General features: G+C 45.8%; 20 protein-coding genes and 1 pseudogene. 4 read left to right on the top strand and 17 right to left on the bottom strand.

Annotated elements, in window-relative coordinates; genetic code table 11:
• Positions 1–3 precede the first annotated feature (3 nt).
• Positions 4–1,665, top strand: coding sequence for an Ig-like domain-containing protein (locus JNE38_RS15205; RefSeq protein ID WP_203357308.1), 1,662 nt, complete (start codon positions 4–6; stop codon positions 1,663–1,665).
• Positions 1,666–3,494: 1,829 nt separating this feature from the next.
• Here JNE38_RS15205 and JNE38_RS15200 read toward each other — a convergent pair.
• A complete protein-coding gene (locus JNE38_RS15200; protein ID WP_203357307.1) occupies positions 3,495–4,061 on the bottom strand; it encodes an SLOG family protein in 567 nt (188 codons plus the stop codon).
• A gap of 443 nt (positions 4,062–4,504) precedes the next feature.
• Here JNE38_RS15200 and JNE38_RS15195 point away from each other — a divergent pair, with 443 nt between their 5' ends.
• Positions 4,505–4,954 (top strand): hypothetical protein, encoded by a 450-nt coding sequence (locus JNE38_RS15195; protein WP_203357306.1) that lies wholly within the window; start codon positions 4,505–4,507, stop codon positions 4,952–4,954.
• Between the two features lie 286 nt (positions 4,955–5,240).
• Here JNE38_RS15195 and JNE38_RS15190 read toward each other — a convergent pair whose 3' ends face one another.
• The 4 genes from JNE38_RS15190 to JNE38_RS15175 form a co-directional block, all read right to left on the bottom strand.
• Positions 5,241–5,897, bottom strand: a complete 657-nt coding sequence (locus JNE38_RS15190; protein ID WP_238933679.1) for a DUF2238 domain-containing protein — start codon at positions 5,895–5,897, stop codon at positions 5,241–5,243.
• A 292-nt stretch (positions 5,898–6,189) separates the two neighbouring features.
• On the bottom strand, positions 6,190–7,050 hold the full coding sequence (locus JNE38_RS15185) for an MBL fold metallo-hydrolase (RefSeq protein WP_203357305.1): 861 nt from the start codon (positions 7,048–7,050) through the stop codon (positions 6,190–6,192).
• 374 nt (positions 7,051–7,424) lie between these two features.
• A complete protein-coding gene (locus JNE38_RS15180) occupies positions 7,425–8,807 on the bottom strand; it encodes a sensor histidine kinase (protein WP_203357304.1) in 1,383 nt (460 codons plus the stop codon).
• Complete coding sequence (locus tag JNE38_RS15175; RefSeq protein WP_203357303.1) at positions 8,804–9,484, bottom strand: response regulator transcription factor; 681 nt, start codon at positions 9,482–9,484, stop codon at positions 8,804–8,806. The genes JNE38_RS15180 and JNE38_RS15175 overlap by 4 nt, the downstream gene beginning before the upstream one ends.
• A 374-nt stretch (positions 9,485–9,858) precedes the next feature.
• Here JNE38_RS15175 and JNE38_RS15170 point away from each other — a divergent pair, with 374 nt between their 5' ends.
• A complete protein-coding gene (locus tag JNE38_RS15170; protein ID WP_203357302.1) occupies positions 9,859–10,224 on the top strand; it encodes an HsmA family protein in 366 nt (121 codons plus the stop codon).
• Positions 10,225–10,434: 210 nt separating this feature from the next.
• Here the strand turns inward: JNE38_RS15170 and JNE38_RS15165 are convergent, their stop codons facing one another.
• The 12 genes and pseudogenes from JNE38_RS15165 to JNE38_RS15110 form a co-directional block, all read right to left on the bottom strand.
• Positions 10,435–10,980, bottom strand: a complete 546-nt coding sequence (locus tag JNE38_RS15165; protein WP_203357301.1) for a hypothetical protein — start codon at positions 10,978–10,980, stop codon at positions 10,435–10,437.
• Positions 10,981–11,014: 34 nt separating this feature from the next.
• Entirely contained in the window at positions 11,015–11,974 is a 960-nt protein-coding gene (locus JNE38_RS15160; protein WP_238933678.1) for a vWA domain-containing protein, read from the bottom strand.
• A 134-nt stretch (positions 11,975–12,108) separates the two neighbouring features.
• Entirely contained in the window at positions 12,109–13,227 is a 1,119-nt protein-coding gene (locus JNE38_RS15155; RefSeq protein ID WP_203357300.1) for an AAA family ATPase, read from the bottom strand.
• A gap of 20 nt (positions 13,228–13,247) precedes the next feature.
• The gene (locus JNE38_RS15150) at positions 13,248–14,456 is read right to left on the bottom strand and encodes an MFS transporter (protein WP_203357299.1); all 1,209 of its coding nucleotides are present in this window, start codon (positions 14,454–14,456) and stop codon (positions 13,248–13,250) included.
• 1 nt (position 14,457) lies between these two features.
• Positions 14,458–14,937: a DUF6530 family protein gene (locus JNE38_RS15145; RefSeq protein WP_203357298.1), complete on the bottom strand. Its 480-nt coding sequence runs from the start codon at positions 14,935–14,937 to the stop codon at positions 14,458–14,460.
• A gap of 304 nt (positions 14,938–15,241) precedes the next feature.
• The gene (locus tag JNE38_RS15140) at positions 15,242–15,547 is read right to left on the bottom strand and encodes an amidohydrolase family protein (RefSeq protein ID WP_238933677.1); all 306 of its coding nucleotides are present in this window, start codon (positions 15,545–15,547) and stop codon (positions 15,242–15,244) included.
• Positions 15,548–15,673: 126 nt separating this feature from the next.
• The gene (locus tag JNE38_RS15135; protein ID WP_203357297.1) at positions 15,674–15,970 is read right to left on the bottom strand and encodes a Dabb family protein; all 297 of its coding nucleotides are present in this window, start codon (positions 15,968–15,970) and stop codon (positions 15,674–15,676) included.
• Positions 15,967–17,250 (bottom strand): flavin-dependent oxidoreductase, encoded by a 1,284-nt coding sequence (locus tag JNE38_RS15130; protein WP_203357296.1) that lies wholly within the window; start codon positions 17,248–17,250, stop codon positions 15,967–15,969. The genes JNE38_RS15135 and JNE38_RS15130 overlap by 4 nt, the downstream gene beginning before the upstream one ends.
• Positions 17,251–17,416: 166 nt before the next feature.
• A complete protein-coding gene (locus tag JNE38_RS15125; RefSeq protein WP_203357295.1) occupies positions 17,417–17,707 on the bottom strand; it encodes a cupin domain-containing protein in 291 nt (96 codons plus the stop codon).
• A gap of 16 nt (positions 17,708–17,723) precedes the next feature.
• A complete protein-coding gene (locus JNE38_RS15120; protein WP_238933676.1) occupies positions 17,724–19,148 on the bottom strand; it encodes an MATE family efflux transporter in 1,425 nt (474 codons plus the stop codon).
• A gap of 45 nt (positions 19,149–19,193) precedes the next feature.
• Positions 19,194–20,189: pseudogene (locus JNE38_RS15115) on the bottom strand (aldehyde dehydrogenase family protein); the annotation flags it as partial.
• A gap of 116 nt (positions 20,190–20,305) precedes the next feature.
• Entirely contained in the window at positions 20,306–21,592 is a 1,287-nt protein-coding gene (locus JNE38_RS15110) for an NAD(P)/FAD-dependent oxidoreductase (protein ID WP_203357292.1), read from the bottom strand.
• Between the two features lie 182 nt (positions 21,593–21,774).
• On the opposite strand from JNE38_RS15110, the gene JNE38_RS15105 reads away from it, so the two are divergent.
• Positions 21,775–23,004: a MerR family transcriptional regulator gene (locus JNE38_RS15105; protein ID WP_203357291.1), complete on the top strand. Its 1,230-nt coding sequence runs from the start codon at positions 21,775–21,777 to the stop codon at positions 23,002–23,004.
• The last annotated feature ends 4 nt before the right edge of the window (positions 23,005–23,008 follow it).

The raw sequence follows: 23,008 nt of genomic DNA, 5'->3' as shown, positions 1-23,008 counted from the left end.
CCGTTGACATACTCCCTCGCCTACGACGGCAATGGGGCCACAAGCGGTGCTGCGCCGTCCGACAGCGCCCAATACCAGACTGGTGATGCCGTTATCGTATTGGGCAATACAGGCGGCCTGGAGAAGACCGGATACGCGTTCTCCGGCTGGAATACGGCAGCAGACGGAAGCGGTACGGACTACGCTCAGGGCGCAAGCTTCACCATTACAGGGAATGCCACCCTGTATGCGCAGTGGACGAAGCAAAGCGGCGATGCGGATTTGCGCAGCCTTACGCTTTCTGGCGGCGTGTTGAGCCCTTCATTTTCTGCAGATACACTGCAATATTCAGTGAGTGTCGCCAACGGGATTTCCTCGGTGACTGTTACCGCGGTGACTAACGATGATACCTCGACAGCGACAGTGAGCGTGCTCGACAGCACCGGCAAGCTAGTGCAGGGGCCGCTGGACCTGACGAACGGCGAGGCATCCGACCCACTTTCTCTCGATGTCGGACGTAACACGTTGAAAGTCGAAGTATCTGCACAGGATGGTACAGAGAAGACTTACACGATCACGGTTACGAGGGAACTGGCGAACCAACCACCTCCACCAACGCAGCCGCCCTACTACCCGGTGACGGACATCAGCTTGGATGAAACGGAGCTGACCTTTACAGAGGAAGACGATGCGGTCGAGCTGAAGGCCAAGATTCTTCCGTCCTACGCGACCAATCAGCAAGTCACATGGAATTCCAGCGATCCAGATGTGGCGACGGTAGATCAGGATGGGACGGTCACACCAAAAGCACCGGGAACCGCAGTCATCACGGTGACGTCAGAAGACGGCAAAAAAACCGCTTCCTGCAAGGTAACTGTGGAAGCGAGAGAAAGACCGTTCATAATCGAGACATCTGAAAAAGAGATCCTCGTGAGCCCGAATCGTACGGCTTCTTTTCGGACATTTGTTGTCTACCCTAACGGCAAGCGAAAGGAAATCACGTGGTCCCGGGATGCCGAGTACAGTAGCAGCTCCTCACTCCTGACAGTGAAGAACGGTCGTATCAAGGCAGGTAAAAAAGAAGGCGAAGCGTCTGTCACGATTTCCTATCAAGGGGAAGAGCGGAAAATTCCCGTTAATATTTCGAAAACACTGGTCAAAAGCTTGTCTGTCGCTTCCAAAACAGTGTCGCTGAAAAAAGGAGAGGCCCAGCAGCTTGAGCTGAATGCAACGATGACAGACAATCAGATGAAAGATGTCACAAAGCGTGCGGTTTGGACATCTAGCAACGAAAAAATCGCCAAAGTAAGCGACACCGGCAAGGTAGAGGCAGTCGGTTTCGGGTACACCTGGATTCGCGCCAACTACGGGGGTTCGCAGTTATCCGTGCGGCTCATCGTGATTAAGGACAAACCGGATCTGAAGGCGCTGACTGCAAGCAGCCGGACGGTTCGCATCGGTGAAGGAGATAGCGAACAGGTGACTCTAACAGCGGTTTTTGAGGATGGCTCGAAGAAGGATGTCACGAGGGATGCCGAATGGATATCGGATAACAGCCGAATTGCGGAGGTATCCGAGGGTACAGTAACGGGCATCATGGCCGGTAATACAACGATCACAGCCAACTATGATAAAAAGAAAGTAAAAGTAAAGGTGTCCATATTGGCAGCCGAAACGATGAAGTGATCGGTGGGCTTGAAGGTTTGAACCTAATCGAACCTAAAAAAGGAATCGGAAGAGAAAGGTTGGTATCCGGAAGGTAAGGTAGTCAGTGGAGATAGGCGGGAGAAGAGGGAGTAGAGAGAATATCTATCGTTACACGACGAAGCAGAGTGCCGCTCTTTGGCACTCTTTTCGTTATTACTTTTTCTTATTCCGTTCCAGGTAGTGGGCCAGGTTATTCAATGTATCTTCGTAGGATCTTTTCTTTTGAGAAGTAGTGGTGGTGCTTGGTTTTGTTTTCACTTTCGTCATGGTGGACCTCCGGACGTTTTTCGTTATAGTTATCTTAATTATAATATATATGAAATCCCAAATATTGTAAACTATATTTTTATAAATATTTTACTTTTTTATTTAAATTGAATTTTATGCTGCAATCACTGTTTCAAAGAACCTGGTTGACAGATGCTTACATGAATTGAAAATGAGTCGTTCAGTTAATGTGGAAATAGCTTGGGAAAAGCCTGCATGACATACCTGTAATATTCAGGAATCATGTAAACATAAATCGGCAGCGCCTGCAGTTTATCGACTACAAAAAGATGCGTCGCAGTCTGTGATACAGATCATTACGGATACATGAATTACACAACGGACTGATGAAGTTTTCAGGCGTTAACGTGTGGGTATCATACAATTGCCGTTGAGAGCTGCCAGATCAACTGATTCATCTGATTCAACCGATTCAGATTGACCGTTTTATCATCACAAACGTTGAAGGAGGAGTTACTCCCCGCCATAATTCGTCTGTATTCTTTGAGTCCGATAATATATATTATGTAAACTTATGAAGAGAATCAATTTTTCCTATGAGTGAGCATGTAAGTAAACTAGCAATCTTAATTAGAATTGATTACATAGGCTCACATATTGTATAGATCGCAGCAGCTTTCTAAGGATTTGTCACGAATTTGGCATGTAGTCGCTAATTTGCTGGACGATCATAGTCGTTTGGATATCCATGATTCGATTCGTTGAAATACGAGATTCGTAGAATGCCAACATCCAGTAGTCATATCGAACAAAAGTGAAAACGCATGGATTATTTCAGTATCGTTACTTATCGTGGTTCAATACTGTCGCAGGCAAGATTCTGAAGCAATGTAATGAAACCAGGTCATATTCACAGATGTGGAACGGTGCTCCACTTCGTTTTTAGCCAAAATAAATTTCAGTTCATGAAATGGCTGTTTTATGAACTGAAAAAGGGTATGAAAATCTTTGTTTACACCTCCTGCTCTCAAGTTTCTATGATTTATGTACTGTTCCCCTAACAATGTGGATCAGACCATTGTAGCTGGCCCCTACGCCATTCATCAGAGGGTTTAGTGTGCAATTTCATTTGGACGGAAGCATTCAGTTCCCTAGTGCAACAACTAGCCCTTCTCCCCCTTTCTTTGGCGGCAACTGTCTGGAGCTTCACGGCATCACTCTAGATGTTAAACACATATAGTTGATTTACGTGGTTAGTCACAAATGATTAGCCTAAAAACGCAGCTTTCTTCTGTGCAAGAAAGACACTACCTTCTTCGTTAGTGCTCATTGTTCCAGGAAAAAAGACGAACAGATCAAACACAAGATCATTCGGATTTACGCAAGCAGCTTGTCAAATACAAAAGTATCGCCCCCGAGATTTTTCTCACTCGGAGGGAAACGTAGCTAGTAAATGCGAATTATATTTAGTGAGCATCGGATTAATGTACGTATTTTACGTGTGCCATGGGTTTCGTTCGATGATTTAGTCTGGGCGACTAGAAAAATGAAAACCAGCTTCTCATAGCTGGTTTCTTTGTTTAGAAATAATCATTATATATTTCTTGCTGCTGTTCCTCTGCAATGGTCTGTAAGTCGTATGCGTTAATTCGAATTACCTGATAATCGCCCAACTCCGCTCGCTTCGCGGCGAGCTTACTTAGAAATTTCGGGGAGCCTTCGTTTTCTTCATCGTAAACTAACAAGATGCCGTCTGAATTGGATAGCAGGAACTTGTCTTTCTCTCCGAGCTGCCATACTCCCTGGTAAGGTGATTGATAGACACTATTGATATAATCGGCTTGCATCACAATATTTCGGTAGTAATCCTGTGTCTCTTCTTTCCACTTTTCCTCCTGATTCAAAAATGGAGTGATTACCGCCAGTTTTAGATGTGGATACTCCTTTTTTAATTCCAGAACAGTTTCGGCTGCCCACATCTCTACCCCGAGTTGACCTGATAAGATGACCCATTCCAATTCATTCTCAAGGAGTCTTACGAGTTCCCTCTTCAGTGCTTTCTTAATAATAGCTAACCCCGGATTTTTTTCATTGAAAATGCCAAGCTCGTGAGCCTTGTATCCTGAAACAAATAAACGTTTTACCATGATGCCACCTCTCATTTAAAAGAAGCTCCAGCAGAAAATCGTTTTCTTTTCACTCGCTGTCTTTTCATTACGTATTACGCCTCATATTTTACATATATTATCATAAATTTGTATGACTCAGGATATCGGATGGAGTATGGCACGTAATCGCCGGTCGTTTCTTACACGAATAACGTAAACAGTAGTATACTCAAGTGGTAAATCCAAATGTTTCCTTGTTAGAGGGTGAGAAATTTGATAAAAAAAGTCAATGCTCTCGATTTTCGGGAGCAGCATTTTATTGTTGGACGCAGCAATGAAATAACCATGTTTTCTTGTTTCTTGGATCAAAAGATCTCTCATCGTAAAAACATTTGGAATCTTTACGCACGGGAGGCATCGGCAAAAGTACCCTGTTACGAGTATTCCGGCTGCTTGCTTATCAGCATGATAGTTGCTACATCATGCTGGACAGTAAAGATTTTAACCATGCGGGAGACGATTTACTCAGCGCGCTGCTTAAACAAGTCCAAGTCGCCGCCGGCCAAAGCACGTCAGCGGCACTTTTCGAAAAAACCATAGAAGCGATTCGCGAGATTTCTTCACACCGAATAGTGATTCTCGCCTTTGATACATTTGAAGAGTTGACAGGTTTGGAAGCGTGGCTAAGGGATCATTTATTGAAATGGCTCCCGGAAAACGTGCTCGTCCTTATTGCCGGACGCCATCCCTTAAAAGGGCCATGGCTCTCCCTCCCTGCGTGGAGAGAAAGAATCCTTCCCATCCCCGTCGAGCACTTGAATCGGGAAGACTCGTTCGATTATTTACGGCGCTGCGGAATCGACCATGAGGAACGAATGGAGCGCATGTGGTACCAGTCCAAAGGCCATCCGCTCGCCTTGTCTCAAATGTAATGTCTGGCATCCATTACGTACTTAGGGGAATCGCGGTTACAAATCAACCGACTCGAGTCGTCTTGCGTGTCGATTTTGAATACTAAAGTTGTTGCGTCTGACCTGCTCACTGACGATCGCATACTGATCGAACGTATGGATTTCACGAGTCTGCAGGTTCCCTCAAACAAAAGTTTGAAAATAAAAATAGACCCTTTGATAAAACTAAGGGTCTTTGGTGCGGATGATAAAAGAAGGTGCTCATCCAGTAGAGCTTCTGCATTCTAAAACGCCCTACATACGGAAATCATTTCTTTTTTCTCCATTTTAATATCCCTGCAAGAATTCCCATTGAAACAATCCCCCCTAACAATCCAAGGCTCATGTCCTTCTGAGAGTCAAAAATATCTCCTTGAAGTCCCATATAATCTGCACCTGCTTGTCCAGCCAATAGAGCTACGACCATTTCAACGACCTCAAATAGTGCACTAAAGCTAAAAACGACTGCAACAGGCACTCCATACGACCAAAATCCGCGGATGGTAGCAACCCGGGTCAATAGCTCTCTGATGGGGTATGTCAAAAATAATCCGAATGCAAAGTGGACGACTCGATCAAAGTAGCTTCGTTGTGTATGAAAATGAGTTTTCAACCATATGTCAAATGGAGTATGTTGATAGGTATAATGCGCGGCGTATGTATGGAGAATTAAAAAGAGTAACATGAGCACGTACGATAAATTGGTAAACTGAAATCTCTTCATAGTAGCTGCTAAGAATATGATGGTTCCTACGGGAAGTATGCTTTCCATGAACCATTGCGAACGATCGGTTGGAGAAATAGCCGTTACGATCCAAAAAACAAGATAGATCGTGAACATGAATTGCAGCTGATAATTACGAGTGAAGGGAATATTGTTCGTCATCAGCATGTTCATTTTGCGTGTCATTGGATTTCGAACCATTTGAATGTAGTACCTCATTCTCAATAGTTAACTTCGGACTCGTAGTTATCTTTGTATTATAGACAAAATTACAGAATGCATACCTGCAATAAAACTCAGCGCTGATGTACATTCTGCCCTTTCATTTCGTATGAACGTCATAAGCAGATTGCTTGGATCGGTAAAGTTTGAAGCCGTCAGCCCTTTGACCTACGCCCTTGCAAAAAAACACAGATTCACGGCGAAGAATCGAGGCTGTGAATCTGCGTTCGTTGTGATTTTAGTAGGCAAAATCAAAGGCCGATGTATCGGATCATTGGTTGGCAGACCCGGCCATGAACCAGTCGAGCGCTTTTGAAAAATCATGAGGAAGCTTTGACACCTGGAGGAAGCTGCACATCTCGGTTGCGATCCGTTCTCTGTTTTGCCCATATTGTTCTGCGAGCAGTGCCAGCTGCTCCCAATCCCTGAGCTCCTTTTGAAAGGCAGCTCGATCCATCGGCCGTCCGTGCGATTCCACGAAAAGGGTTGCTTCAGACTGGTACGCTTGCTTCAACAAGCGAAGAAAACGGGAGGCTGTATAACTGCGAGGTCCGCCATAGACAGAGGGACCCAAGGCATCTCCGAGGAACAACGTTTGATCCTCTTTTACGTATACATAGCACGAATCTTCCGAATGATCTCCTCCGACTCGATTCACCTGACATGTCACACCACCGAGGTCGATCGTGATCGAGTCATCGAATAGGATATCCGGCTCGATTATTCGGATCCGGTCCCTGTTCACCCCGTACTCTTTTCTGATGTTCGCCACAGTGCTGGCATTGATGATCTCGTCCTTACAGAGCTGTTCCATGACTTCATCCGACCATTCCAGCCCCTTCAGTCTGCTCAATGAATGTGCGGTTTCTGCCTGTGCGATGGTAGGTAGATCCCATGCTGACATTCCGAATGTATGATCCCAGTGCCAATGAGTCAGTATGAGCAGATCTGGAAGGCGCACACCTAGCCTTTGCAACTCCTGACGAAACAGCGCGGCATGCGCCGGTGAATTTCCAGCATCCATCAAGAGGGTTTTTCTGGCCCCCGTAATGGCTGCTAAGATGGGACGATCCGTGTCATGACTTGCATGCATGATCCAGATATGCTCAGTAATCTGTTCAATCGTGGACATTTCCTTCTCCCCTTCCCCAATTCGCCATGGTCATTTTCTCTCTATAGGAAGACACAGCAATATTTTCCATGTTATCACACAACACGCTACCCTCGCTCAAGCAAAAACGCCCGCGTTGCAAAGCGCTTTGGTAGATACCCCGAGAATTAGAGCGAGTATGCAAGAATAATAACCAGCTATTCATTGCTGGTGCCCTGTGATTCAAGATGACCATGGCCCGCGTCTCGTCTTTGAGCCTCATCTACGGAAATTCGATTGACTAACCTTTCTCAATCAATTAGACCAGTCTATGACATATGTCCGTTCACTGGTCTCATTGGAAAGCTGTTAACATTCCAGGATATTCGTTCCATCAGAGGGATGAGAAAGATAAATTATGCAGACCCACCTGGTAGCCTCACCGTAATGCTGGTTCCCTCCCCCTTCTCACTCTCTATAGATAAACTTCCCCCGGCTACTTGCACAATTTTCTTAACGATGGCTAACCCGAGTCCAGTGCCCGTGCTGCTCCGATTTCGAGATGAATCCCCTTTGTAAAAGCGATCGAAAACACGCTGCAGCTCCGTTTCAGAAATTCCGATTCCCGTGTCTTTGACCGTTACGGTAATATCTTTTTCATCACGTATGCTGATGAAAATCGTTCCTTCAGATCCGGTAAATTTGATACTGTTGGAAATTAGATTGATCCACACCTGACTAAGAAGCTGTTGATCTGCAAAAATCACTACTTCCGGTAAGTCAAGATCAATTTCCAATCCCTTTCCTCGCCATTGTTGTTCGAGCATCAGCAATACATGCCGAATTTGCTCGTCCAATCGGTAAACAGACGGTTCATATAGATTTGTTTCTTTCTCCAGGGAAGCCAGGGTCAGGAGTTGTTTGCTTAGCGATGACAAACGCCTGCTTTCCTGTTCAATGATGGCAAGGTATGCTTCTTTTTGCTCTTCTGTAACGTCACCTGTTCGAATTGCTTGGGAAAAGCCTTGAATAGATGTTAGCGGTGATTGAATTTCATGTGAGACGTTGGAGACAAATTCTTGCCTCATTTCCTCAAGCTGTTTCAGTGAGTTTGTCATATGCATAAAGTTGGTGGCTAGATCCCCGATCTCGTCCTTACGGGAAATATCAAGCTTAATACTATAATTTCCTTCCGCCAGTTTTCTCGTTGCCTTCGTCAATCCCTGAATCGGCCTCACAAGATATCGGGTTAAAATCAGTATAAAGAAAATACTTAACAGAAAAGAGGAGGCCAGCAGCATCGCGAACAAGATGTGAACTTCCCCAAACTGCTGCTCAATATTGGGGCGTAGAAAAAGCGCATACGTCTTTCCATTTGATCTCAAGGGAAGGCCGATGCTGTTTTTTAGGGTATTCTCAAAAAATCCTGTTACAAATAAGCCATGTTTTTCCTCCGAAATTCCCCTGTACACATTACCGGCTTGTACTCTTTTGGAAATCGCAGGGTCAATCTCATGATCCTTGAAAGGCGCACCGAATAATGTTCCTTTTCCTCCTTCATCGACTAAGTAAAGTTGAAAATTCATATTGGCAATCCGCGTTAGAAATCCATGCAAATCTTGTGAGGGATCTTGCTCATACAAGGAGATCATTTCTTCACCAAGTCGCATGATTTTCTGCTCGTTGTACGACTTCAGGTTTTGCTGATAATACCAATTAGACAGCAAAAAGCCTAGTGACCCGCTTATAAATACAATGAATATAAAGGTCAGGACAAGCCTAACGTAAAGGGACTTCACACCTTGCGCACCTCCAACTTATAACCCAAACCTCGGATTGTAGAAATGACAAAGTCATCCGTCTTATCCGCAAACTTCTCGCGCAGCCGTCTAATATGCACATCAATGGTTCGGCTGTCCCCTTCATAATCAATGCCCCAAATAAGTTCGAGTAATTGGGTCCTGGTGAATGTCCTGTCAGGAAAGCTTGCTAATTGGACAAGAAGCTCGAACTCTTTTAATGGTAGGTGAACAGATTCTTCCCCAACTTTCACCACATGGCTGATCCGATCGATGACCGTTCTATTGAATACGATGACTTTCTTGTTTACCATTTGATAGCGCCGGAGCAGTGCTTTGATGCGATAAAGCAGTTCCTGCGGTTCAAACGGTTTGGTGAGGTAATCATCGGTACCTGCCAGAAACCCTTTCTCTTTATCCTTTACTTCTCCCTTGGCAGTGAGCAGGATAACAGGGATGTCGAAGTTTTCACGGATCTCCCGGCAAAGTTCCCATCCATTTTTTCCTGGCATCATCACATCAACCACTGCTAGGTAAATCTGTTCCTGTTCGAGAATGTCTGATGCGATCTGGCCATCAGGAGCATCCCGGACTTCATACCCCTCTCTCGTCAAATAATATCGCAGCAATTCCCGGAGATGCGGATCGTCATCCGCAATGAGTATTGGGATTTTCATTTGTACTTCCCCCTTTCACTTCAACCTCTTTCTGCATGCGAAAACTGTTGTTCACCATGTTACTAGAACAACAAACCACAGCGCAACAAGTCCACTCATCATGAGTGGTCTCCTCACCAGTCACGCGGTTTTGTTTACCGTTTGACCAGCCCAATGTGGTCAATATAGCAGTTCAATGTGAACGACAGATGAATAATAAATGACAAAGACGGAAAGCAAGACTCACTCAAGTGAAATGCAGTGGACTTCCTTATAAGGACTTTGCTGAAGGGCTCGGACTGGAGAATAAATACATACGTTTGTTCATCTGTTGTTCATATCCGTGTACTACAATCAAACGCGTTATCAATAAAGAGAACAGGAGATGATCTGCGTTGTTACTATTCGCTGTTATTTTTATCAACCTTGCTTTACTCTCATATACTATTGGTGTATGGAGCGAAAAGAGATCTGGGCGGCTTAAACCGAATCACCTTGCCTATTTTGGGCTTGGGCTCTTCTTTGATACCGTAGGAACCACTTTTATGAAGTTTCTCGCGGACAGTTCAACTCTTAATTTGCATGGCATAACGGGATTGATAGCTCTGGTCCTGATGTTCTTTCACACTGTATGGGCATGCTACGTATTATGGAAGAAGAAAGAAAATCAGATCAAGCAATTCCATACATTTAGTCTGTTCGTATGGATTCTATGGTTAGTACCATATTCAATTGGAGTAGCGTTAAGTTTTATCAAATAAGCGTGTCACCGTTAAGATATCTCTGGAAAGTCGGGAACTGACTACCCTTTATTCAGAATTCAAATTCTCATTCGTAAAAGGGTGGCCTGCCCATTCACTACCACGAGCGCAGTGGAATCCTTTAGCCGATCCTACTGATAGGCTCTCCCTCTTGCGCAAGGATGTTTTGAAGATTTTCTACAGTTAGGCCCGATAATAGACATTATCGGGCTAATTAATATAAACGAAGCTCGTATAAGAAGACATTTTCGGCACTTCACCGTACTTGCCCAGCTTCTGGAATTGGATGATATTTTTCGTAGCTATCTCAGATTGCGTGCGTGCTTTTCCCGTCTGGCGGAACCAACCGTCCAAATAGGCGAGCTTGGTGACGGACAACCGACCAGACGTGCTCACGCTATCGGTCAGCAAATATCCGATGTGATCCTCCCAGGGAACGATTCCGTAAAAATCGGGGTTCCCGGGTATCCAATTATTGAGCTTTACTACCGAGTAATCTTCCTTCACTTCAAACAGGTATCCGGAATAGTCCAATACGGAAAACAGGCGCGGCCCGAGCCTGCAAATCTCGATGTTTGCCCGCTCGCAAGCCATAATCTTCTTCTCGCCTATTGGAACCATCACAAAGCCCGTCGGTTTTTTCTGATATTGGAAATCGATCGAAAACACGTTAAGACCGCTGTTGATCCCGGCAACGAGTATCCGACCATCGTTGTTTAGAGGAAATAACCAGCTTCTTCTGTACACGTACAGCATGATTTTTGTCCCTGGATCATGGAAATCTTGGACATTACAAATACCGAGCAATCATCCGAACTAACCTTGCAGGGAACTCCTGTAAATTGGTAATATCCAAAAATCTTTCATTTCCATAGATTTCACTAATCACATCCTTGTCTTGACCTATTGCGGCTGCAAGAAATGCAATTCCCCTCCGTTCATATTCCTGAATGGTCTGTTGCATGTCTGTAACAGCATAACTTCCGGCATAGTCATCCATTGCTTTCGGTTGTCCATCACTTATGCTTATCAACAGTTTTGTCTTTTGAGGGGAACCGGATAAGCGTTCCGCCATAATTCTAAGAGCCATTCCATCGCGATTATTACTTCTGGCTCGAATCTTCATTAACCTGAAGCGATCATTGGCATCCATTTTATCAGGGTCGGCGTAGGCAAAGATGGACATTTGCTCCATCTTGGAAGCATCCGCAGTATCGCCGTAGATCAAAATGGGAATATGACAAAGCTGACAATATTCATATACCGCTATCACGGCTCGTTTTGCTGCCTCTAATCTCCCGAAGGCTGACATAGATGCGGATTCATCAACCCTTAGACCAACCACAAGAGATGGGGAATCAGTCGGAGGAAGTTTCTTGGCAAAATGCTTGTAATCCCTATAAGCGACGCTGTCTGCCTGAAATTTGCTGCCATAGTAACGATTTCTCGCAAAGTCGGAAGAGATCTCATGTTCCAAGTACGGACGTGTCTTTCTTGCAAGCTCTTGCACGATTGGCATGATTCCATGACTGAGACGGACATATTCCTGGTAGTCTTCCAAATCACAGTCTGGACGGTGAACAATGAGCCTTACCTTTTTATGGATGGAATAGGAATTAACCTCTCTTGCTTCTTGATTCAGCTTTTTTCGGAAATCGCGTTCCTTTCGTTTCGCTTCCTCTGACGTGGATTCCGGATTTGCCTGATGATATTTCGGTGAGCCATTGTCCCCTATACTCGAACCTTCCACATGGGTAGAATCATCCGAGTCATGAGAAGAGCTTTCATCGCTCTCAGCAGACTTTTGTAGTGTGATTCCCTTTTTCTCACCATGGTTGTCATGGTCAAAACCGCTGTCGTCGATATCTCCCCATGTCCTGATCTCTACGGCATCGTCAGATTTTCGTTTTTTTTTTGTTCAATCCGGGCTTCTTCTAAGCTGGCAATCAGCTCATGCTTGTTAAGTGCTTCTTCCAAAAGCTTTATTTCTTCCGAATCGGTGGTGATCTTGTAGATGACCTTATGATAAAGAGATTCTTTTGCGGAAGCTCCCCCGGCAATCGCATCTGCCCAGTAAAAAAATGAACGCATTCCCGCCACGCCCTTGATCGCATTGGCCCGGGCAGTTTTGTCCAAAATCATAATGATATCCGCTAAGACACTCAACATCCTTTCATCTTGAAAGCCGGTTTTGGCCATCACGCGTTCGATCATGATTTGTTTGGTCGGCAGGTCCATCTTTTCCGTATGCTGAACCCTGTCGCGCAGCGCTTCGTTCAGCGGTCTGATTCCCGAATAACTGCGGTTTGTCGTGATAACCGCTATGAAGTCTGGGTGTCTGCGTATGATCTCGGTGGGAAGATTGATGCTCCCATCCAGCTCCAAGGCAGAGTTTAATGCCATTAACACCGCAGCATCACGAATGACATTGGGCTCCTGGATTTCCAGAAGATAACCTTTTTGATAGGCTCTGACGATCTCCGAAGGGTAAAATCGGTACTCAACCGCTTCGCCATCGGTGCTTTCCGCCGCAAGCTTCAGTATTTGCTTCATCTTCAAGGCGGCCTGTTCCTGAGTAATCCCCAGTGCGTCCGTCAAAATTTCCGTTACGCTTTGAAACCCATTGCTTTCATATAACGCTTTCCATGCGGTTTGCTCCGCAGGCTCCATTTTCTCTATACGTTCAGACGAAATCACCGGCAGAATAGCCCCAATAATATCCGATTTATCCATATCGTTAAAACAAGTCACTTTTGTATACGGCAACCCGAAATTAGCCGATAATGCTTTTGCCAGTTGTGTTTTACCGGAACCGGCGTCACCTTCCAATAAAATAGTGGCGATTTTCATTTCCCCGCGATTCCAGTTGCGCTTTATTTCTTTACTAATGCGCCGCTCTTCTTCGCTGACCTTATGAGTTAATGGCTTTTTCCATACAAGCCTTTTTTCTTCATCAGTGAGCTGTCTTTCAGGTGACAACTCATATTCTCTATTTTCAGTCATCACACGTCTCCTCCACTCCGTCAAAATGCTGTGCGTTTCTCATCCTTGCTTCTTCTCTGAACCATAAGAGGGAAGAGCAAAGACGCTCCGATCACAGTCAAAACTCCACTCACCACATAAACCGCAACCAGAGAAAACGTATCCTTCAAATAGCCGGATATAAACATGCCAATCACCATCATCCCCATGAAAACAGGCATGATCGCTCCCGATACCCGGCCAATAAATGCCCCTTCTGTGTTTCGTACGATAAGCGTCTGAATTCCGCCTTGAATACAAGGGAAAAAGAAACCGCTGATCACCAACAGAATCATTGTCAGCCAAATCTTTGTAGAGGCACCTATTCCGATCGTACAAACGGCAGTGACAAGCAAACCCATGAAGAGCAACAGCTGCGGCTTCACCTTTTTGGACATCCCTATGATGACAGCTCCTCCGACCAACATGGCTGCCCCATTGGTCATAACCAACCACTGAAGAAATGGTTTGTCCTGTCCCAAGTTCTCGATGACAAGGAAGATCGGAAGCGGCTGAGTCAGTCCCGATGCTAATCCGACAGCCGAGAAAGTCAAACATAGCGTTCGTAAGGATTCATTGGACCCGATATAGCGAAGACCGGCTTTCAACTCCTTAATGAAGCCGCCTGCATCGCCAGACTTCGGTTCTTCCGCGTCTCGAGGAAGCGTAGCTAATACAAGGGAAGAACCGAAGAACAGAATGGCCGTCACAATCAGGGAGGCATTCATTCCAAACTGTATGAAAATAAACGTGCCGATGACCGGACCCAAAACCATAAAGACAGCAACAAGAGTCTGTGACATTGCCATCACGCCCTGCAGTTGTTCAACTGAAACATGCCGCTTGTAGAGTTTCATGGCAGAAGGCTGAGAAAATTGAGACAGGCTGGCGGAAATAAATGTTCCGATGAGAAGGGCAATCCATCCACCGTTCATGAGTGCAAGCAGCACAGCTCCAACGGACAAGGCAGACAGCAGATCGCTCCAAACCATTGTCCGCTTCGGCCTCCATCGGTCAGCAAAGGTCCCGCCAATAAGGCCGAATAGAAAGATCGGAGCGAATTCCACAACCGATATGAGTGATACATAGACTGGATTATTATTCGTCAATTCGCTAACAAACAGAAGGACTGCATAATTCCGGATCCAAATCCCCAGCTGCAACATCACTCGGGAGAGGATAATCGTTCGAACATAACGATTCGAAAACATTTCAATACCCCATATCCTTTAAAATTCTAGATAACATGCGCAGACGTTCGCTGATCATCTCATCGTCGTCACTCAGAGCTTGGCTGAACAGCTTCATATCTTCATGAATTCTCTCATTGTCCGTACATATTGCCACGGTCATTGCACTCCCCTGCAAGGCAACCCGGTCGATGATGGGTTCCTGAGGGTCATATAAAAGCTCATATCTGTAAGCTTCGCGAAAATGTGCCAACGACCGACAAATCAGAATGGACATATCCAGAACGCGGTGCAGAGGCATTTCCTCCGATTCACTCGACCAGTTTTCTCCTGTGGATCTCCATACCTTGGCAGAAAGATTGGCCTTTCCTCCGTCGTTCCCCTGGATCAATCCTAGAGAAAGAGCTTTTGCATCTGTGTTCCTGGCTAATCTGCCGTCAACCTGCTCATAGTTTTCCGACACGATAACAGGCTTATGTTTCAAAGTTGTGGGTATTTTCATTTTTTTGCCCCTCTTTCGATTTACTAAATGACTGCCTCAGTTTATCTTGGAGGTCATCGTTTAGTCAACACGTTTTTACCAAATTGACAAACGAATAGTCATTTCGTTTAATATATAACAAACACGAATTGTTGTTGTTTGTTTTTTTGTATCTCCGCTGTTGCTGATGGACGATTCTTTGAAGTATAAACGCGCCATTAGCTTTCTCGGTCATACGAAAGCGGATGCAATTTTTGATGAAATAATAGCTCTTTATCGAACGAACAGGCTGAAGACATATATATGTCCACAGCCTGTTCAGCACTCACTCGATATTACCCTTTAACGGTACAACCGGAAAGTTACTCCCTATTGCCAAAGTTGCCCCCGCTTTCTGCAGAGAATGAAGCGTAAACGTGTATTGTTCCCGACCTTTCCCGATTCTCGCTGCATACATGCTTTTTTCCGCCGCAGCCAAATGTTTCGGCTGCATGGAAGCAATTACTCCAAGCTCAAGAAAACACGGGATATCGTCGGGATGTATGACCTCAATATGTTCGATTGCATGACGCGTATCTTTTCTACCATTGATCCTTTGAGCTTCTTCATACGCATCAAAGGCTAGACGCATGGCTCCGTAGTGCGTGAAGTCGTATCCGAAAATCCTCTTTATCTGCATCGACTATCCATTTTTTCAACGTTTCTGCAGGAAATGCCGTTTCCCCTCTCGTCCCGGAAGCATCCTTGTCGATTCGAGCTAATCGATTTCAAAATCGACAACGATGATGTCGAGTAAACCAATCTCATTCATATATTTGCGAATTTCTTTGTGTTTTGGATGGACTTGATACTGATCAAGTGACTCTATATTTGTGAAACGAACCGTCAATCCCAATTCATAGCCTTGGCTCCGCGCTGAAAAGTTGTGTCCTTCTTGCAGGTCGATAAGTCCTGGAATCACTCCGCGCAATGCTTTGGTGCGTCGAATCACCTCGTCGATATGTTCCTTCAAGGTGTTCGGTGAGAACTTGACCAATACGATATGTTCAATCATGTTTCGCTCACTCCCCCTCTATCAAATGCGCCATGTTTGTTCAACAAGTCGGGATCAAAACCGGCAAGTCGTTTGTACTGAGTGGAGATTTGTTCCAGTTCCGTCCTGGCAATGACATCCTCAAGTTTTGCAAATCCATGTGGAGCACGTTCTTCTACGATTTGCATCACTTTCTCAGGGCCCATTTCCCTGTTGCTTTGCACGATGGCCGCAGTGGGTTTCATCCGGACTTCTTCATATTGGGCAAGTGCGCTTATCGCATCTGGGTTGCGAGCCAATGCCTGTCCCAATGCTTCCGCGTCAAGGATCGCCTGTGAAGCACCATTCGATCCGATTGGATACATGGGATGCGCAGCATCACCGAGTAGAGTCACACGTCCGAAACTCCATCGCGGCAATGGATCGCGATCCACCATGGGGAATTCATAAACCAGCGAGGTCTGTTGGATCAACTTTTCCACATCCAACCAATCAAATCTCCAATTCGAGAAAGCAGGTGCGAAGTCTCGCTTGTCTGCCAGACGATTCCAGTCATTCCTCGGCGGTGCATCGCCGCCAACCCTCAGTTCGGCAATCCAATTAATGAGTGATGCGCCATGGGATGCGGTTAGTGGGCAGGCGGGATAGGCTACAAATTTTTGATCCTGGTGCCCTGCCATGATCATCGAACGCCCGGTTAGAAAGGAGTCAGCCCGAGTAATTCCGCGCCAAAGCATTCTTCCGCTGAATTTGGGGATTCCTTCATTTGGATACAAGCTGCGGCGTACAGCAGAATGAATGCCATCAGCACCGATTAGGATATCTGCCTGTCGTGTACCTAGCAGAGCACCTGTCTTGCGATTCACAAAGGATGCCTCTACCCCATGCTCGCCGGTTTGGAAGGCAGCCAGATGATGCCCCGTGACTACGGCCTTTTCCCCCAAACGATCTTTGACTGACTGAAGAAAAAGCATTTGCAGCTTCCCTCGCAGGAGGGAATATTGGGGCCAACGATAGCCGGCAGCGATCCCCCTCGGCTCGGCCCAAATGCGTTGGCCGTACTTATTGTGGTAAATCAGTTCTGCTGTTGGCAGACCCACTTTCTCAAGTTCTTCTATCAACCCAAGATTAGCAAGAACTCGAACGGCGTGTGGAAGCAAATTGATACCTACTCCAAGCTCACGGATCTCTTCCACACTTTCAAAAATTTGAACGGATATTTCGGACTGAGCAAGGTGTAATGCAGTAACCAAGCCTCCTATTCCTCCACCAATAATCATCACTTTTTTGACATTCATCATCCCTTATCAATCCTTTCCGTCGGCTTTAACATGTAGATCCCTCCAAAAAGTACTGCAATCCCCCACCGCTTTCCGTATGCAATTGGTCTCAATGAGCAGGAGCGTTGACGAGGAAATGTAAAAACGGGTAAGGACCGTATGTTTCTCACCCGTTTTTGGAAGCTCGTTATTCAGATCGATTTTGAAGGATGTCATGGTTCATCTTGTAGTTCTTTTTCAAAAAATTCGGGCAATCCCATTCACAGACAAGGTCTTTCGGCAAGGAAACGACCCAGTCCTTTGTAATGTGATGTGTTTCTCCTTCAACAGTAATAAACACTTCACCGTCTGTTACGTAGAAAACTTCTTGCTCCTCTACATGCCATGTGCCTTTATTCGGTTCGCCTACCCATGGTTCCCATGTGTCAACACCAAGTTGTTGAGCCTCTTGTGTGGTCAGTTTTTTCGCTAAGAACATCTAGATCCTCTCCCTTTCAAATGAATCGCTGTTCCATTGCTTGCTCTACACGTGCTGTGGTAGCAGACTTATCCTTTAATAGCTTGAACTCTTTTCGAATAAAGTAAATGGCGATGAGAACGCCGGGTATTTCGGACGCAGGACCCGAGTACCAGATTCCATTTACTCCCCATATTTTCGGGAAAATAAAGAGAAACGGGAAAGCGAATAACAGCATTTTGCTGACATTGATAAAGGTAGCTGTCCAGTTTCGCTCTTGTGATTCAAAATAACCGGAGATAAGGAGACTGACTGCGTTCAGCGTAAACAGCGAATTGAATACGACGGTCGTCCACGTGCCGAGTTGCTGCAATTCCGGATTCCCGCCGGAAAAAAACGACACGATCGGATCTGCGAACAGGATCATGATGGCGGTCAAGATTACAAAGAAGGAAACGGTAAAAATGAGTCCCATCTGAATCGCTTGTTTCACCCGCGCAAAGTTTCCTGCGCCGTAATTGTAACTGATGATCGGTTGGAGCCCGGTCATTCCGCCAAGTGCTGCCAACGCGAGCAGATTGGTGATATAACCGTTTTGAATCGTGAAAGCGGCGACGTGCAACCCACCACCGTAGCTTTGCAGCAAGTTGTTGAAGAATATAATGGCGAAGAACATCATCAACTGACTGGAGAACGAGGCGAATCCTGTCCAAGCCACCTCCCCGATCGTCTTCCATTTTATCTTCCTGTCTTTCCACTTTGGCTTCAGCTTTGTTTTGCCGAACCAGAAATAGATGATCAGCAAAACAGGTATTGATTGCGAAATGGTATTCGCCCAGGAGGAACCCATCATCCCCATGTCATACTTCTCTACCATCACCCATTCCGTGATCCCGGCAACAACTGCTGCCACTAACCAACTGTTCATCGACAATATGGGCTTTTCATCGATATTGGCTAAAATGCTCAGTACCACTGCCAAAATCGTTACCGGTAATGAAATCCATAGCAAACGGCTGTATTCCACCGCATAGGGAAGTGACTCGACACTAGCTCCGAATAACATCATGATCTGATTTTCGAAGAGCAATCCCAGGATCGCCAGCAGACTGGATAGGAAAAGAGTAAACCATAACGTTTGCCCCATGATGCTTCTGGCTTCTTCTATTTTTCCTTTTCCCAGGCGCAGAGAAATCACCGCTCCTGCACCTACTCCAAATAGCACGCCAAGCATACGGGTAATGACCATGACTGTAAATCCAATCCCGATCCCCTCGACCTCCAGTTCCTGAAAGCCACTGACGAAATAACCATCGACTACCGCTACGACCCCCAAAATCGCATTCGCCATGATTCCTGCGAGAGCAAAACGCAAATAGAGGATGGGAATACTTTTCGTACCCAGAATGGAATCAGCAGCTGGTACAGTCTCCGATGGAGGGTGAGTCTCCACTTTTCCCATATGCATTTCCCCTTATACATTTTTTATACAGCTAGTTCAGCCGGGTTAATTTGCATACCAACCAACAGGCTTAGCGTGCCGGTGGATATTGATTTGCTTTGTCTCCATAAAATGCTTCAGTCCGTCAGATCCTAATGCCCGACCGATTCCGCTTTGCTTGTAGCCTCCCCATGGACTGTCCGTATACGCCTGATGATAACTGTTAATCCATGTAATTCCCGCACGCAATCGATGAATGACGCGTTTTGCCCGATCGATATCTTCCGTAAATACGGCGCCCGCCAATCCATAAATGGTATCGTTCGCTTTATGAATCGCATCCTCTTCATCCGTAAACGGTTGAACAATGAGTACGGGGCCAAAAATCTCTTCTCGGACAATACGCATATTCCCATTACAATCAGCAAAGATGGTAGGGGCGATGAAATATCCCTTATCCAGCCCATTTGCTGTCAAGCGGTTGCCACCGCAAACGAGCCTGGCGCCTTCTTCCTTTCCGTACTTGATGGAATCCAAGACCTTATTCATATGAGATTCACTTGCAAGCGGCCCCATTTCCACGCTCTCACTTTTCCCATTGCCAACTACGATTTTATTTGCTCGCTCGGCCAGTCTATCGATGAACCGATCGTACATCGATTCTTGCACGAGCAACCGAGAAGCAGCCGAGCAAACTTGGCCGGCATTGTGGAATATACCGAACAAGGCGTGATCTACTGCCGTCTCCAAATCCACATCATCAAACACGATCAGCGGGGATTTTCCGCCCAGTTCTAGCGTCATTTTTTTCATATTGCCTGCGGCTGCACGCATGATGCTCTGTCCGGTTGTTGTTCCGCCGATAAAAGCGATCTTGTCGACGTCATGGCTCTCGGCTAGTTCATTCCCTACCGTAGCTCCTGGCCCCAATACCAGATTAGCGACACCCGCAGGCAGGCCGACTTCCCCCATGATTTCAAACATTCTGACTACGCTTGCAGGAGTGATTTCGGCAGGCTTTATCACAATTGTATTTCCGGCGGCGAGCGCAGGAGCCATCTGCCGCAGTGGCGATTACCTCCCCGGTCGCGGGATTGATAATGTCTCTTCTCTCACCAGATAACGCTTCTACCCAGGCCCCGTCAATATACATGTTCATCTTCAAAGACAACTCTCCTTTAGCCAATCATATCGAGCAATTTAAACCCGTAATGCGCCAAATTGACCAGCATCGTTTTCTGATTATAGAAGGGGAAGGCTTTGAGGCGTTCTTTCTCGAACCGATATCCGCCTGCATCCCCTGTAACGATCCATTGAGCGAGTAATTTCCCCATCAGCGTCGAGAGAGAAGCACCGTGACCCGTATAACCCGCGGCAAAGTACGCGCCTTCTTGGGATCTGCCAATCACCGGAAAGGTATCGAGCGTAACTCCGATGAAACCACCCCACCGATATTCGATTTTGCAACCTGCCAGTTTTGGCATGATCGCAACCATCGCATCGTAAACACTTCGATAGACGGCATCACCCAGGTTTGGACGAATGTCTCCTCCGCCAAACACGATTCGATGATCTGGCGTGCGTCGGAAATAGTAGAGAAAATTGCTTGTGTCAAACACCATGCGATCTTTTGGGATGACTGCATCCACTATTGATTTCGGCAGCTGCTCCGTCGCGATCAGACGTGCCGATATCGGCAATACGCCTTTGTTCAGTTCCTTCATGATTTTTCCGGAGTAACCATCTGTTGCGACGATAATGTCCTTCGCTGTAACAGCACCTTTCTCGGTTGATACTTTTACGCAATATCGCCCGTACTCGATCGAAAGTGCTTTCGTATGCTCAAAGATTCGTGCTCCGAGCGACTTGGCAGCTTCCCCCAGGCCGATCGCATAATTCAGGGGCTGGAACGAGTAGCTCATGTTGTCGACCAAGCACCCATGATACACGGGGGAATCTAGCTCTTGGTGCAATTGACTGCGATCAAGTAAGGTTGATGCATAGCCGAAGTGCTTGTTTACGTATTCGCTTTCACGTTTCAATGCTTCAAAATGCTTGGCTTTATAAGCCGCTACAATATGGCCGGTCTGTCGAAAATCGCAGCTGATTCGATGAGCTTCTACAAGCGATTTCACCAGTTCAATGCTCGCCAGAGAGAGCGCGTTCAGCTGTCTCGCTTCGTCGACACCATATTTGTTGGCAAGCTCCTGCATCGTTGGCTTATAGCCAGGCAATACCATCCCCCCGTTACGGCCGCTTGCCCCATACCCGATCGATTCTTGCTCGAGGACGATGACATTCTTCCCTGCTTTTTGCAGATGATAGGCAGAAGAAATTCCTGTGAAACCCGCTCCGATAATCACAACATCTGCCTCTTCATGCTCTTCCAGCGGCTTTCCTTTTTGATAGAGATTGGCAGTCGCTGTCCACAGTGAGAGAGTGTCCATTCGATCCATCTTGTCCATGTGCTGTTCTTCTCCTTATGTGACGGGTGTGTTACAATACCGTCAGAATAATCTCGCTTTTGTGAGTTCATCATAGTAAATGGAGCATTCTCCCAGTCAATAGCCTTTTACAATGTTTTTTGATAACGTTTTCACAAAAAAATGGAGTTACTCCACTTTTTTCATTTTCCATGGGGGCGTCTATGAAAATCGGTGCATTCGCAAAGCTGTTCTCTGTGTCAACGGATACGGTCCGGTATTACATTGAACTGGGATTATTGCTCCCAGATAAAAAAAACACGCAGTATCAAATGAATCAAATGTGTCTAGACGATATGACTTTCATTACCGAATTGAAGCAATACCATTTTTCGTTGCAAGAAATCCAACAATTGATTTCCTATCGGCGCGTCACGAACTTTTCAGACCATGAGGACATCGACTACTACAACAATTTGCTCATGGAGAAGAAGAACCAGCTGATAAAAGAAAGAGAAAACATATCAAAGGCGATCCTGTCCATTGAAAAAGCAGTCCGAATCAGCACTCCTACAGTCAAAGACGAGAGTGTGACGGGAATCTCCCTTTCTTTTGTGCATTTGCTCCACTGCCCGAAGTGCCGTATTCCGCTAACACTGAAAGATGTCATGATAAAGGAAGTCTACATTCAATCTGGCAGTTTAGCATGCTCCTGTGGGTACGAGGCAGCGATCGAAGACGGCATGATCATTACGGCAAACTTGTACGAGACATCTCCGTATCCGTCTTATTATTACGATAAAGAAACGATTAAAGAGATCAGTCCCGGAATGATTAACATTTTTGAAAAAAGCAATGCATGGTTCCAAAGAACACTGCAGCAGACTGAATTGAAAAACAAAGTAGTCGTGGAAACAAATGTTGATGCGGTTGTTTCCCTCCCCAAATACATCGATGCTCTGGATACCCGTGCCTTCTATGTATTCAGCGGCTATTCCCATGCGATGCTCAAGAAAATGAAAAAAAGAATCGAACGAATGAACCATAAGATTAACGCGCTCTACATATTGAATACAGATCTAAATCTGCCATTGAAAGCGAATTGCATCGATGTCTTTGTCGATAGCTTTACTACAAATGATTTCTCGCTTCTCAATCCACACTTTCCGATTCAAGTGCTCAAAGACTATTTTCATAGCGCGTCCACCATTGTCGGAGGATACTCATACTATGAAAGTTCGGCCAAATCATTGAAAAACATCTCCGCTATATATCCAAATTCACACGACTGTATCTTGCATCAGAATTACCTGAAAGATCAGTTAGCCATCAACGGTTTCCAAATCACTCAACAGGAACACCTCGGTGCCTGCACAGATCCGGGCATTTTCTTTGATTATCATACCGGGAACGAAAAGCTTCACTCCCTCATGTATGTGGCTCGGATGAAATAAACGG

Source organism: Brevibacillus choshinensis (assembly GCF_016811915.1).
GTDB lineage: Bacteria > Bacillota > Bacilli > Brevibacillales > Brevibacillaceae > Brevibacillus > Brevibacillus choshinensis_A.
Note: the sequence above shows the minus strand (reverse complement) of the source record. Positions and strands in the feature narration are given on the sequence as shown.

Excerpts from the sequence above, each read along its gene's own strand:
- JNE38_RS15200 (WP_203357307.1), bottom strand. The coding sequence starts at position 4,061 with ATGGTAAAACGTTTATTTGTTTCAGGATACAAGGCTCACGAGCTTGGC.
- JNE38_RS15195 (WP_203357306.1), top strand. The coding sequence starts at position 4,505 with ATGCTGGACAGTAAAGATTTTAACCATGCGGGAGACGATTTACTCAGC.
- JNE38_RS15190 (WP_238933679.1), bottom strand. The coding sequence starts at position 5,897 with ATGGTTCGAAATCCAATGACACGCAAAATGAACATGCTGATGACGAAC.
- JNE38_RS15185 (WP_203357305.1), bottom strand. The coding sequence starts at position 7,050 with ATGTCCACGATTGAACAGATTACTGAGCATATCTGGATCATGCATGCA.
- JNE38_RS15175 (WP_203357303.1), bottom strand. The coding sequence starts at position 9,484 with ATGAAAATCCCAATACTCATTGCGGATGACGATCCGCATCTCCGGGAA.
- JNE38_RS15165 (WP_203357301.1), bottom strand. The coding sequence starts at position 10,980 with ATGCTGTACGTGTACAGAAGAAGCTGGTTATTTCCTCTAAACAACGAT.
- JNE38_RS15155 (WP_203357300.1), bottom strand. The coding sequence starts at position 13,227 with ATGACTGAAAATAGAGAATATGAGTTGTCACCTGAAAGACAGCTCACT.
- JNE38_RS15150 (WP_203357299.1), bottom strand. The coding sequence starts at position 14,456 with ATGTTTTCGAATCGTTATGTTCGAACGATTATCCTCTCCCGAGTGATG.
- JNE38_RS15145 (WP_203357298.1), bottom strand. The coding sequence starts at position 14,937 with ATGAAAATACCCACAACTTTGAAACATAAGCCTGTTATCGTGTCGGAA.
- JNE38_RS15140 (WP_238933677.1), bottom strand. The coding sequence starts at position 15,547 with ATGCGTCTAGCCTTTGATGCGTATGAAGAAGCTCAAAGGATCAATGGT.
- JNE38_RS15135 (WP_203357297.1), bottom strand. The coding sequence starts at position 15,970 with ATGATTGAACATATCGTATTGGTCAAGTTCTCACCGAACACCTTGAAG.
- JNE38_RS15130 (WP_203357296.1), bottom strand. The coding sequence starts at position 17,250 with ATGATGAATGTCAAAAAAGTGATGATTATTGGTGGAGGAATAGGAGGC.
- JNE38_RS15125 (WP_203357295.1), bottom strand. The coding sequence starts at position 17,707 with ATGTTCTTAGCGAAAAAACTGACCACACAAGAGGCTCAACAACTTGGT.
- JNE38_RS15120 (WP_238933676.1), bottom strand. The coding sequence starts at position 19,148 with ATGGGAAAAGTGGAGACTCACCCTCCATCGGAGACTGTACCAGCTGCT.
- JNE38_RS15110 (WP_203357292.1), bottom strand. The coding sequence starts at position 21,592 with ATGGACAAGATGGATCGAATGGACACTCTCTCACTGTGGACAGCGACT.
- JNE38_RS15105 (WP_203357291.1), top strand. The coding sequence starts at position 21,775 with ATGAAAATCGGTGCATTCGCAAAGCTGTTCTCTGTGTCAACGGATACG.